Origin of the sequence: Paenibacillus sp. FSL E2-0190, assembly GCF_037992965.1 — a bacterium.
In the GTDB taxonomy this organism is placed as follows: Bacteria; Bacillota; Bacilli; order Paenibacillales; family Paenibacillaceae; genus Paenibacillus_AQ; species Paenibacillus_AQ odorifer.
The window spans coordinates 4,269,314-4,281,823 of the sequence record NZ_CP150306.1 but is presented as its reverse complement, the minus strand read 5'-3'; the positions used below and the strand labels follow the sequence as shown (position 1 = coordinate 4,281,823).

15 protein-coding genes are annotated in these 12,510 nt (G+C 44.0%); all 15 read left to right on the top strand.

The features are described from left to right. Positions 1 to 25: 25 nt before the first annotated feature. Entirely contained in the window at positions 26 to 1,357 is a 1,332-nt protein-coding gene (locus NST25_RS18800; RefSeq protein WP_339187560.1) for a chemotaxis response regulator protein-glutamate methylesterase, read from the top strand. Between the two features lie 34 nt (positions 1,358 to 1,391). Beyond that, complete coding sequence (locus NST25_RS18795) at positions 1,392 to 3,464, top strand: chemotaxis protein CheA (RefSeq protein WP_339187556.1); 2,073 nt, start codon at positions 1,392 to 1,394, stop codon at positions 3,462 to 3,464. 27 nt (positions 3,465 to 3,491) lie between these two features. Continuing rightward, on the top strand, positions 3,492 to 3,953 hold the full coding sequence (locus tag NST25_RS18790; protein ID WP_036688501.1) for a chemotaxis protein CheW: 462 nt from the start codon (positions 3,492 to 3,494) through the stop codon (positions 3,951 to 3,953). 3 nt (positions 3,954 to 3,956) lie between these two features. After that, positions 3,957 to 4,583 (top strand): chemotaxis protein CheC, encoded by a 627-nt coding sequence (locus NST25_RS18785; protein WP_076182646.1) that lies wholly within the window; start codon positions 3,957 to 3,959, stop codon positions 4,581 to 4,583. Then, positions 4,576 to 5,073 carry a chemotaxis protein CheD gene (locus tag NST25_RS18780; protein ID WP_339187553.1) on the top strand — a complete coding sequence of 166 codons (498 nt, stop codon included), beginning with the start codon at positions 4,576 to 4,578 and terminating at the stop codon, positions 5,071 to 5,073. Before NST25_RS18785 ends, NST25_RS18780 begins: the two co-directional genes overlap by 8 nt. Positions 5,074 to 5,081: 8 nt before the next feature. Beyond that, positions 5,082 to 5,486, top strand: coding sequence for a hypothetical protein (locus tag NST25_RS18775; protein ID WP_076127910.1), 405 nt, complete (start codon positions 5,082 to 5,084; stop codon positions 5,484 to 5,486). A gap of 90 nt (positions 5,487 to 5,576) precedes the next feature. Further along, entirely contained in the window at positions 5,577 to 6,365 is a 789-nt protein-coding gene (locus tag NST25_RS18770) for a FliA/WhiG family RNA polymerase sigma factor (protein ID WP_076127824.1), read from the top strand. Between the two features lie 29 nt (positions 6,366 to 6,394). Continuing rightward, positions 6,395 to 7,798 carry a FapA family protein gene (locus NST25_RS18765; RefSeq protein ID WP_036688497.1) on the top strand — a complete coding sequence of 468 codons (1,404 nt, stop codon included), beginning with the start codon at positions 6,395 to 6,397 and terminating at the stop codon, positions 7,796 to 7,798. A 51-nt stretch (positions 7,799 to 7,849) separates the two neighbouring features. After that, positions 7,850 to 8,164 carry a hypothetical protein gene (locus NST25_RS18760; protein WP_076127826.1) on the top strand — a complete coding sequence of 105 codons (315 nt, stop codon included), beginning with the start codon at positions 7,850 to 7,852 and terminating at the stop codon, positions 8,162 to 8,164. A 49-nt stretch (positions 8,165 to 8,213) separates the two neighbouring features. Next, complete coding sequence (locus tag NST25_RS18755; protein WP_076127828.1) at positions 8,214 to 8,792, top strand: hypothetical protein; 579 nt, start codon at positions 8,214 to 8,216, stop codon at positions 8,790 to 8,792. Next, complete coding sequence (locus tag NST25_RS18750) at positions 8,789 to 9,445, top strand: endolytic transglycosylase MltG (RefSeq protein WP_076307724.1); 657 nt, start codon at positions 8,789 to 8,791, stop codon at positions 9,443 to 9,445. Before NST25_RS18755 ends, NST25_RS18750 begins: the two co-directional genes overlap by 4 nt. A gap of 161 nt (positions 9,446 to 9,606) precedes the next feature. Then, positions 9,607 to 10,308 carry a 30S ribosomal protein S2 gene (gene rpsB, locus NST25_RS18745; RefSeq protein ID WP_036688493.1) on the top strand — a complete coding sequence of 234 codons (702 nt, stop codon included), beginning with the start codon at positions 9,607 to 9,609 and terminating at the stop codon, positions 10,306 to 10,308. A 132-nt stretch (positions 10,309 to 10,440) separates the two neighbouring features. Beyond that, the gene (tsf, locus tag NST25_RS18740; protein WP_036688492.1) at positions 10,441 to 11,091 is read left to right on the top strand and encodes a translation elongation factor Ts; all 651 of its coding nucleotides are present in this window, start codon (positions 10,441 to 10,443) and stop codon (positions 11,089 to 11,091) included. 102 nt (positions 11,092 to 11,193) lie between these two features. Beyond that, positions 11,194 to 11,922: a UMP kinase gene (gene pyrH / locus NST25_RS18735; protein WP_036688491.1), complete on the top strand. Its 729-nt coding sequence runs from the start codon at positions 11,194 to 11,196 to the stop codon at positions 11,920 to 11,922. Further along, complete coding sequence (gene frr, locus NST25_RS18730; protein WP_076127832.1) at positions 11,922 to 12,476, top strand: ribosome recycling factor; 555 nt, start codon at positions 11,922 to 11,924, stop codon at positions 12,474 to 12,476. Before pyrH ends, frr begins: the two co-directional genes overlap by 1 nt. Positions 12,477 to 12,510 lie beyond the last annotated feature (34 nt).

Genomic DNA, 12,510 nt, shown 5'->3' with positions numbered 1-12,510 from the left:
AATTTGGGACAGAGGTGGAAATGATATGAAGCCATATAAAGTATTGGTTGTTGATGATTCGGCATTTATGCGCAAGATCATTTCCGATTTAATTGAAAATGACGCTGACTTTCAGGTGACGGCAACAGCAAAAAACGGTCGTGAGGCTATCGAAAAAATCAATGAGCTTCGTCCAGATCTGGTTACTATGGATGTAGAAATGCCAGAAATGAACGGCCTGGAAGCGCTGAAAATAATAATGGCCTCAGACCCTCTGCCAGTGATTATGCTGTCAGGGATCAATGAAGAGGGCATGAAGGAAACCATTCTTGCACTGGAATGGGGCGCTTTTGACTTTATTCGTAAACCTTCGATTACCAACTCTCAGGATATCATGGGAGTAGGAGAATCCTTAAGGGAACAAATGAAAGAGGCTATGATGGCCCGGGAGCAGCGCGAAGCACGTGCTTCTGCATTTAAGTTGCCAGACATACCGCCAGTAGAAGTCGCACCGCCAACTGTACCGAGAGTGATGCCCGGCAAACACAAGGTAGAACCTAAAGCTTCACTCAAAAATGAAGTGACCAAAAAACCGCGGGTGAAGCAGCCGTTAGATCATACTGTTCCTAAAAGAGCAGCAAAACCATTAATCTCTACTCCACCACCTTTATCAGAAAAGAGTAATGCAAGGTCAAGAGTAGAGAATAACGCTACCCCACCAAAACCGTTGCTTAAACCTAAAGTGGAAGTGTCTTCTGACGCTCCTGCAAATCCTCAGGTCCGGAAGTATGGGAGTAATGATCTGCAAAAGTTGGTTGCCGTGGGGTGCTCTACAGGTGGACCACGTGCTCTAAAGGTATTTCTGGAGAAGATTCCTGCGGATTTTCCAGCGCCTATTGTTATTGTGCAGCATATGCCGCCTAACTTTACCAAATCACTAGCCCAGCGACTGAATACCTTCAGCCCGCTAGAAGTGATTGAAGCTGAGCAGGGGATGATATTGCAAAAAGGAACTGCTTATATAGCACCTGGAGGCTATCATTTACAAGTTGTCCCATCCTCTAGAGGGCAATATGCGGTTGTACTCACAAAGGAGGAGGCACGTAATGGCCATCGACCTTCTGTGGATGTTTTATTTGAATCATTGCTGCCGCTCACATCGTTAGAACGTCATTTGTTACTAATGACAGGGATGGGTAGTGATGGGGCAAGAATGATGAAATCCTTATACGACTCTGGGGTAACCTCAACCTTTGCTGAAAGCGAAGAAACTTGTGTCGTATATGGAATGCCGCGATCTGCGGTGGAATTACAGTGCGTCCAGCACGTACTGCCTTTGCAAGAAATTGCTCCAAGGCTGGTGCAAGCTGTTAAATAACAGAAAAGCGAACTCAAAGGGGAGGTGCTCACTGATGGACATGAACCAATATTTATCCATGTTTATTGATGAGTCGAACGATCATCTGCAGTCATTGAACGAGAGCATGATGGGGCTGGAAGCGAATCCTGAGGACATTAGTATTGTACAGGTAATATTCCGCTCTGCGCATACCTTAAAAGGTATGGCAGCAACTATGGGCTTTGAAGATTTGGCTTCACTCACACACCAAATGGAAAATGTTCTTGATTTGGTACGCAACAACAAACTGCGCATGCAGGATTTCATTTTTGATACGTTGTTCAAAAGTTTGGATGCCTTGGAGTCTATGGTTGAGGATATTACGGGAGGAGGCGAGGGTAAAGCGGATGTTTCGTCTATCGTCTCCTCCTTACAGGCTATAGTCCGGGGAGAGATTCCTGTTGCGGGTGGTGAGGCAGCTTCTGTCTCAGGACCTGCTGCACAAGCGGTTGAAACCCCGATTCATTTAGATGAGTTTCAATTTTCTGTTCTAGAACAGTCGATTCAAGAAGGACATCAAGTATTATATGTGGACGTAACCATTCGCAAGGATTGTCAGCTTAAGGCAGTACGTGCATATATGGTGTTTGATCTTTTGGAGCGTTCAGGTGAAGTGGTTAAATCCTTCCCATCCGTTCAGGATATTGAACAAGAGAAATTTGATCAAAGCTTCTCTCTCTATTACATAACTCAAAAAAGTGCTGATCAAATTCAGGCTATGATACTAAATCTGTCTGAGATTGATAAGGTATCGGCAGTAGCATTGGATCAAGACTCTCTGCAACAGCTGGGTCAAGAAACAGCAGCAGCAGCCTCTGAAGTGGCTGCCACGACTACTGAGGCTCCAGCAGCTACACCTGCGTCTTCTGCCGCTAAACCCCTGCCAACCAAAGAAGAAGGGAACAAACCGGCAGCTCACAAAACAGGTGGGGCACCATCACGTACCATTCGTGTAGATATTGAACGTTTGGACGTGTTGATGAATTTATTCAGTGAACTTCTTATCGACCGTGTACGATTGGAACAGCTGGCTTCTGAGGTTCAAAATGGTGATCTTACAGAAACGGTTGAGCATATGGGCCGGGTAAGCGGAGATCTCCAGAATATTGTAATGAAGCTGCGGATGGTTCCAGTAGATACAGTATTTAACCGATTCCCACGTATGATTCGTGATCTAGCCAAGTCACTAGACAAAAAAGTAGATCTTATCATCACAGGAGCAGAAACTGAGCTAGACCGAACGGTCATTGACGAAATCGGGGATCCGCTGGTGCATTTATTGCGTAATGCAGTTGACCATGGTATCGAATCCATTGCGGATCGTGTTGCTGCTGGTAAGCCTGAGACCGGAACGGTCTATTTGCGGGCTTTCCACAGTGGTAATCACGTCTTCATTGAGATCGAAGAAGATGGAACAGGGATTTATCCGGAGAAGGTTCTGAAATCTGCTGTGAAGAAGGGTGTTATAACACAAGAGCAGGCAGCCAGTATGTCGGACGATGAAGCTTTTCAGTTGTTATTTGCCCCAGGCTTCAGTACAGCAGAGGTCATTTCTGATGTTTCAGGCCGCGGGGTAGGGCTGGATGTAGTGAAATCTAAGATTTCTTCTTTAGGCGGCAATGTAACGATTTATTCTGCTCCAGGTAAAGGAACAAATTTCTCAGTGCAGCTGCCTTTAACTCTATCAATCATTGCTGCAATGCTTATCCGATTAGGTTCCGAGAAGTATGCCATTCCTTTGACCTCTATAGTGGAAACCGGAATCGTGAAGCAATCTCAGATCCGTACAATCCATGGCAATAAAATGGTAGAATTCCGTGATTCGCATATTCCTCTGGTTTCGCTAAGTCGTCTCTTTTCAGTACCAGATTATGATGAGAGTACCGAAGAAGAAACAGAAATCGTAGTGGTGCGCAAGGGAGAAAGATTAGTTGCCTTAGCAGTACAGGATTTTATTGGCCAGAACGAGGTTGTGATTAAGAATCTGGGTAAATATTTGCCTGATGTACAAGGAATATCTGGCGCAACCATTCTTGGTGATGGTCAAGTAGCACTTATTATTGATCCGAACGCTTTTATTAAATAACTAGGATAGAACAGGGAGGTTCATTCCATGGCTGAAGATATTAAAGTGATAGTGTTTAAATTAGGCGTAGAGGAATATGGAATTGAAGTTGAAAAGGTACAAACTATTGAGCGCATGATGCCCATTACTCGTGTACCTAAGACCTATTCATTTATCAAAGGTGTAATTAATTTACGTGGGGTTGTTATTCCTGTAATTGATCTACGGGGCCGTTTCGGCATCGAAGAGGCTGAACACACCGATCAGACAAGAATCATCATCGTGTCTGTTAATGAAATGGAAGTAGGCTTCATTGTAGACTCTGCAAATGATGTTATAGATTTGAACAGAGATTCTATTGATACACCTCCTGATGTTGTTGGCGGCATCAAGGCAAAGTATTTGGATGGGGTGGCCAAGATTGGAGACGAGCGCTTACTGATTATGCTTAACTTGTCAGAAGTGCTTAACAAAAGCGAAATCGTTCAATTAGAAAGCCTAGAGGGCTAACCTGTGGAACTATTTAAGCACTATAAGGATTTCAAAATGGATGTGCTTAAGGAAGTTGGGAACATTGGAGCTGGAAATGCAGCCACCGCATTATCACAGCTCTTGAATAAGCCGATAGATATGGCTGTTCCTAAGGTACAGCTCCTTAACTTTGAAGAAATAACAGATAAAGTTGGCGGAGCCGAAGAACTTGTATATGCGGTGTTTCTACGTGTGGAGGGTGAAGCTCCAGGTAACCTGTTTTTCATTCTGTCACCAGAAGCGGCTATGAACTTGCTTAGTCGTATTGCGGGCATTGAGCTATCGAGTAATGAAGAGCTTGGAGAAATGGAGCTCTCTGCACTAAGCGAAATTGGCAATATTTTGGCAGGATCGTATCTTTCTTCTCTAGCAGATTTCACCGCACTTTCTATGTATCCAACGGTGCCGGCCCTTGCTATGGACATGGCTGGCGCTATCCTTAGCTACGGTCTGCTGCAATTCGGGCAGATGGGGGACGATGCATTGTTGATCGACACTACCTTCTTCGAAGGGAAAAACGAAATTGAAGGGCAATTTTTCCTTATTCCCGATCCGGAATCATTCCCGAAAATCTTCAAATCGCTAGGAGTTCCTTTTGAAAATGATTGAAGAACAAAGCATTATTAAAGTAGGGATGGCGGATCTTAACGTGGGTAGCCAAGACAGTTTAATTCGTACCACAGGTCTTGGCTCCTGCGTGGGATTAACATTGTTTGACCCTGGAAAAAAGCTTGCAGGGATGGCGCATGTAATGCTCCCATCATCTGAGATTGCTAGGGAAGGGCAGTTAAACATCGCTAAGTTTGCAGATACTGCAGTGCCGGAGCTCTTATCCCGTCTGCTAGAGCTTGGGGCGGTTCGGAGCCGGATCGTAGCCAAGATGGCCGGAGGTTCACAAATGTTTGCCTTTGCCGGGGGGAGCGACACCATGAGGATCGGGCCTCGTAATGTTGAATCTTGTAAACTAGCACTTGAAAATTTAAAAATTCCATTAATCGCAGAAGACACAGGCGGCAATTATGGCCGTACGATAGAAATAGCCTGCAACACTGGTATATTGTTTATTCGCAGTGTGCAAAAAGGCTCTAAGGAACTATAATTATGAATATGATTGGAAACATTTTGATAAACTTGGTGTCGGGTTTGGTAGGTTTCATATTTACCTTTTTTGTAACCTACAGTAACAATGTATTGGGTACTAGTTTATTAAGAAGCCTAATTGCATTTATCATCTGGTTTCTGCTTGCTTTCCTCGTAAGATGGGTATTGGGTTTTATTATGATTCAAACATCGCCTCCGGATGAAGTGGATACTGGTGGTGAAGAACTTGGGGCGAAGCTGGATATCAGCACGCCTAATGAGGATGAAGAATTAATCAATCTACTAAAACCGAAGCCAGGACAAGGAAACGAAAATAGCGAGGGATTTAAGCCTCTTACACCTCCTAAGCTAGTTTCGATGAAGGATCCTGAAGAATTGGCCAAGGCCGTTCGTCACCTGAAAGAAGAATAAGTGAGGGCTGAGGCGGAATCGGTGATCTTATTGGAAGGTACATTTCGCCGCGAATGCTCGCTGACTAAACTTTGGGAAGGGTGAAAGCTATTGAACGAGCGTAAAGCTTCTCAATTGGAAACTGACGAGCTATGGGAACAGTGGAAAGAACACAGAGACCCTGATGCCAAAAAGAAGCTGATAGAGAGTTATCTCCATATTGTTGATTATGTATCCAGTCGTTTGGCTGTGGGATTACCCAAAAATGTATCCAAAGATGATTTAGCCAGTAATGGGGTTATGGGACTAATTGATGCGATTGAGAAATTCGACTACAAACGAGGATTGCAGTTTCAGACCTATGCGTCCTGGCGTGTGCGTGGTGCGATATTAGATTCATTACGCCAAAGTGATTGGGTACCTAGATCCGTTAGGGAAAAAGCTAAAAAAATTGAGGACGCTTATCAGCAGCTGGAGCAGAAGCACTTAAGGTCAGTTAGTGACGAGGAAATGAGCCAATACCTTAATATTAGTGAACTGGAATTTCAAAATATGTTGCAGGATGTGGCTGTGATGTCACTTTGTTCACTGGAAGACCCGATTCGTGAAGAGGAATCAGAGACCCGAATGTCCATACTGGTGGACGATAAAGCTAAGAATCCGGATAGCAAGGTAAATGAATTCTACTTGCGCGAAGCGCTCACCAAAGGTATTGAGAAATTAACGGTGAAAGAAAGGACCGTTGTGTCCCTTTTATATTATGAAGATTTATCTTTAAGTGAGATTGCTGAGGTCATGTCGTTATCTCCTTCAAGAATTTCGCAGTTGCATTCCAAAGCTATTTTGCGGCTGAGGGGAACGCTCGAGAAGAACCGTGATCTCCTTATGCAGAACGATTAACCGTTAGCGGTGACAAGGGGGAGCAAAATTTGATCGGTCAATATGCTTTGAATCAGTACTTGAGTATAACTTTTTCGGAGGACAAAGGAATCGCGTATTTGCAGTTCTCCAAAAAGGATGAGAATTTTTCCTGCTCATCTACAGAACTGGAAGCCTTCCTGCACAGTCACAATATTCGCTACGGTATCAAGAGTGATGTTGTCGAACGTATTAGTAGTCATCCTGAGGAGTTTTTTTGGAGTAAAGTTCCGATTGCTGCAGGTTATCCTGCTGTGCATGGCACAGATGGACGAGTTATGCTTACAGTTGATCTGGAAGAGGACCGCAAACCGCTTGAGAAAGCGGATGGTAAGGTCGACTACAAGGACTTGGTCCGGCTTCGTAATGTGCTTAAAGGAAAGTTAATAGCTAAAATTATCCCTGCCCAGCCTGGAAAGTTAGGGATGACTGTAACTGGTGATGAGCTTGCTTTCAAGGCTGGAAAGGAAGCTCATTTTAAAATCGGGAAAAATGTACTCATTGATAACGATGGCACTTCGATGTACGCAGCGATTGATGGACTGGTCACGTTAACTGATAACGGGAAAATCAATGTGTTTCCTGTATATGAAGTGAATGGTGATGTCGATTACGGCACTGGAAATATTGATTTTGTAGGTACAGTCGTCATACGTGGGAATGTCCTTTCAGGCTTTACGGTAAAGTCTGCCGGTGATATTCGGGTTGTAGGCGGCGTTGAAGGTGCAGAGTTAATCTCTGGGGGCTCCATTGAAATTACTGGTGGAATTATCGGATATAACAAAGGCCAAGTTACCGCTGGAAAAAGTGTGAAGGTTTCTTTCATTCAAGATGGAAACGTAACCGCTGGGGAAGATGTAATTGTCTCTCAGAGTATTATGCACTCCAATATACGTGCTGGTAGAGATGTTATCTGTAACGGCTCTAAAGGTTTAATTGTGGGTGGAATCGTTCAGTCTGGAGAAAGAGTTGTAGCAAGAACTATAGGTAACACCATGTCCACTGCGACTGTGATTGAGGTAGGCGTGGTTCCAGAGCTTAGAAATGAGATTAACGAACTTCGTCAAGAGCTGCGGCAGCTGCTGGAGAACGAGGATAAAACCTCTAAAGCTTTGTATCTATTAAATCAATTGGCTACTAACGGTCAGCTCCCTGCGGATAAAGTGGCGCTTCGCGTCAAATTAAATGCTACTAAACAATCCCATCAACGTGAAGAAAAAAGAATTAAAGAACGGGTGCTAGAGATAGAAAGAATGTTAGAAGATACAGGTAGAGCGAGAGTTGAGGTTATCAAAACCATTTATGGCGGTTCAAAGATCATGATCGGCAGATATACCCGATTTGTTAAGGATGCTACGGAGCGGGTTGTGTTTATTTACAGTGATGGGGATATATCTTTAACGCCGTACAATTAATCGGGCGGGCAGCATTTGCGGCCGGCCATTACTTGTGAGAGAAGGGTTAAGATGAGCCTAAAACCGGTGGAACTGCAAATTGCTTTGCCTCGCACCACGGAGGCGGGCAAGCTTCAGAATGAATCTCAGCAACGTCCTGCTATCGACCAACATCAATTGGCTGGGCAAAATGTAAAACAAAGTCAGGAATTGGCCATGCGGAGCACTGAAGTGGATGAGTCTTCTGAATCAGCTTTACGGGATGGCGGTGGAAAAGGCAATCAGCATTCAGGTGGCAATTCTTCGTCAGATAAACATTCGAACCCGCCTGCAACCCGTGATGCTGAGCATCCTTACAAAGGCCAACGCATTGATCTAAGTCTTTAATAAGAATCTACATGAATCTACATCTGATATGTAAAAGGAGATAAGGCACTTGCAACCATGGGTTTATATTGTGCTAGTAGGTGTCGCCGCTATTCTTTATGCCCTTTTACTTCCCGCACGTGTAAAGGAAGGAAAAGCTAATCAGCAAAGCCTCAAAGATACAGAGGCTGCGCTTGAGCTATATATGGCAGACATAGAGCGCGAGAATGAGGAACTGGTACAATTAGTTAGTAGTATTAAACAACAATCGCAAACTAATCATAATGTACTGCAGGGACAGGTTAATGAATTACAGAGTCAAGTGGTAGAGTTGCAGAACAGCTCTTTAAAGCTAGAAGCACGAGTGGCCGAGGAAGAAAAGAGTTTGAAAGAACTTGCAGTGTCGGTTGAACAAGGTTCGAAGGTTAAAGTTGGTGTAAACGAAGATCCGTCTCTCCCAGCAGAGATGAGTTCAGTGTCGCCAGATGTGAAAGCGAAACCTATTAGTTCGATAAAATTACGTTACCCAAGATTGTTTGAACTGCATGAGCAGGGCAAATCGATAGATTCCATTGCCAAGACAGCTGGACTTCAGCGAGGGGAAGTGCAACTGATTCTGCAACTTGCCAAACAGGAGGAATCGGTATGATTAAGAACCGTTCATTCTTGTTCGGGCTAGGCACAGGACTAATTACTGGCGCTTTATTACTTCAATTAATGATCTCCGGTGGAGCGGCTCCACTTACCAAAGAACAAGTTCTACAGGGTGCGGAGAAACTGAATATGAAAGTCATCGATGAAGCTGCAGTACCTTCCTCAGGGGAAACTGAGAATGATAATAAAGAGGAAGTCACAGAGACCGGGGGGCCGACAGCAGAAAGCAAGGAGAACGTCAGCCCCTCTGCGCCGGCTGCTGCAGCCTCCCCCACGCCGGCAGTGTCACCTACAACGCCTGAGAGCTCTGATAAAGCCATTGCCCCGAACAAGCCATCTACGCCTACTGACGGGAAGGTTGAGCAACCAAAGGTCACTCCAAAGGCCAGTGCCGCTCCAACCGCTGTAGCTCCTGTAACGCCTAAAGTCACAGCAAATGCTAGTGTTTCTGTTCGAATTCCATCTGGCAGCACATTGACCGCAACAACAGATATTTTAGCGAAGGCTGGTGTCATTAAAGATAAGTCTACTTTTCTAGAGGCTGCAAACAAACGTAAGATTAATACCAAAATTCAATCCGGTTCTTATAGCTTTAATAAGGGAGAAAGTATTGACTCGATAATAGAGAAATTAATAACTTTAAAGTGATCGTTGCATACACTGAGATAATATGGTATAGTAATTGACGGTGTTAAAACACACGCCGGTTGATTTCGACAAGGGGTGCTTTCTTCTGAAGAAAGTCTTGCTGAAAGATGACGCATGGCGGAGGAGACACACAATAAACCAAACTTAGGAGGTGTGTGAAGATGGCAGTAATCTCCATGAAACAGCTTCTAGAAGCTGGGGTACACTTCGGTCACCAGACTCGTCGTTGGAACCCAAAGATGGATCGTTATATCTTCACTGAAAGAAACGGAATTTACATTATTGACTTGCAAAAAACAGTCAAAAAGGTAGAGGAAGCTTACAACTTTGTAAAAAGCGTCGCTGGTGACAACGGCACAATCCTATTCGTAGGAACAAAGAAACAAGCTCAAGATTCCGTAAAAGAAGAAGCAGAACGTTCCGGTATGTTCTTCATTAACCAACGTTGGTTGGGCGGAACTCTTACCAACTTCCAAACTATCCAAAAGCGTATTGATCGCTTGAAGAAATTGGAATCTTGGGAAGAAGACGGTACTTTTGAAGTACTACCTAAGAAAGAAGTTATCCTTCTTCGCAAAGAGAAAGATCGTCTTGAAAAATTCTTGGGCGGTATCAAGAACATGAAAGGTCTTCCAAGCGCGCTGTTCATCATTGACCCGCGTAAAGAGCGTATTGCAGTTGCAGAAGCTCGCAAATTGGGTATTCCAATCGTAGCTATCGTTGATACTAACTGTGATCCAGACGAAATCGACTACGTAATTCCAGGTAACGACGACGCTATCCGCGCTGTTAAATTGTTGACTGGTAAAATGGCAGACGCTGTTGTTGAAGCTCACCAAGGCGAAGACACAACTACTGCTTAAGTAGCGACTAACACATACAAGAACTTAAATGAAAAGGGTGGTTGGCAGGTGGATAACCTCTCACTGCCCTTTTTTTAGGATAAAGGCCTTGAATAATGTAAGAAAACGACAATTACCTGGAGGGAATAAACAATGGCAGTTGATGCAAAAGCAGTAAAAGAACTTCGTGAAAGAACAGGCGCTGGTATGCTTGATTGTAAAAAAGCGCTTGAAGAAGCTAATAACGATATCACTAAAGCAGCAGAATTGCTTCGTGAAAAAGGTCTGTCTGCAGCAGCGAACAAAGCAGGACGTATTGCTACTGAAGGCGTTGTAGAATCTTACATCCACGCTGGCGGCCGTATTGGTGTACTTGTAGAAATCAACTGCGAAACTGACTTTGTTGGTAAAACAGATTCCTTCAAGGAATTTGCTCGCGATATCGCTATGCAAATCGCTGCAGCAAACCCACGTTATGTTCGTCGTGAAGAAGTTCCACAAGAAGATGTTGAGAAAGAAAAAGAAATCCTGAAAGCTCAAGCTTTGAACGAAGGTAAGCCTGAGAAAATCATTGAAAAAATGGTTGAAGGACGTATTGGTAAATATTACGAAGAATATTGCTTGCTTGAGCAAACTTTCGTTAAAGACCCTGACAAAACAATCTCCCAATTGTTGAATGAAAAAATCAGCACCATCGGAGAAAACATCTCGATCCGTCGTTTTGCTCGTTTTGAACTTGGCGAAGGTTTGGAAAAGAAAGTGGATAACTTTGTTGAAGAAGTTATGGCACAAGTTAATCAATAATAGTTTCATCATAAATGTGAAGAATTGAATAAAGGCAAGCATCAGAAGAGCGGAACACGTACACGTAGTGTTCCGTCTTTTGCAGAAAGTGAGGGTATACATTTGGAACAGCCGGTATTTAAGAGAGTAGTCCTTAAGGTAAGTGGAGAGTCTTTGGCAGGACAAAACGGATATGGTATTGATGCCGACATGATTATTTCCATCGCTGAACAGATCAAGGAAGTTGTAGAACTTGGCGTTCAGGTTGCGATTGTTTGTGGCGGGGGGAACATTTGGCGCGGGATCGCGGGCAGCGCAAGCGGCATAGATCGCGCTACTGCAGATTATATGGGCATGCTGGCAACAGTAATGAACTCACTTGCACTGCAGGATGCATTGGAGCAAATCGATGTGCCAACAAGAGTACAGACTTCGATCTCGATGCAGCAAATTGCTGAACCATACATTCGTCGTCGTGCGATTCGCCACTTGGAGAAGGGTCGTGTTGTTATTTTTGCAGCAGGCACAGGTAACCCATTCTTCTCAACAGATACTACTGCAGCGCTTAGAGCGGCAGAGATCGAAGCAGAAGTTATTCTGATGGCGAAAAATAAGGTTGATGGAGTATATTCTGCTGATCCGTTCAAAGATAGTACCGCTGAGAAATTCGAACAGCTTACTTATATGGATGTTCTGAACAAAAACCTCGGTGTTATGGATTCAACAGCTTCATCTTTATGCATGGATAACAATATACCGCTCATTGTATTTGCCATTACAGAACAAGGCAATATCAAACGTGTCGTTCTCGGTGAGAAGATCGGAACGATTGTTAAAGGGAGTGTAGATTAATGCCACAATCGGTCAAAAAAAATGCTGAAGAGCGTATGGAAAAAGCGATTTCATCGCTGAAACGTGACTTGGCGACATTACGTGCAGGACGTGCAACAACATCGCTTCTCGATCGTATTCAAGTTGAATATTACGGGGCACCTACTCCAATTAATCAGCTGGCCAACATTAGTACTCCGGATTCCCGGACACTGTTGATTCAGCCGTGGGACAAAACATCGATGTCTGATATTGAACGGGCGATCATGAAATCCGATATCGGATTGACACCTGCCAATGACGGCACCATTATTCGTCTTTCTATCCCTCCGCTGACTGAAGAGCGTCGGACGGACTTGGTTAAGCTGACTAAAAAGTTTGGTGAAGAAGCGAAAGTTGCGATCCGCAACATTCGCCGTGATGCCAACGATGATATTAAAAAGATGGAGAAAAACGGTATCTCTGAAGATGAGTCCCGTGGACATCAGGAAGACATTCAAAAAACAACGGATAAGTTCATAGCCGAAGTTGACAAAGTGCTTGTTTCCAAAGAAAAAGAGATTATGGAAGTTTAATGATATTCAAGAGACTTAAGGCCCCTCCGTTAAT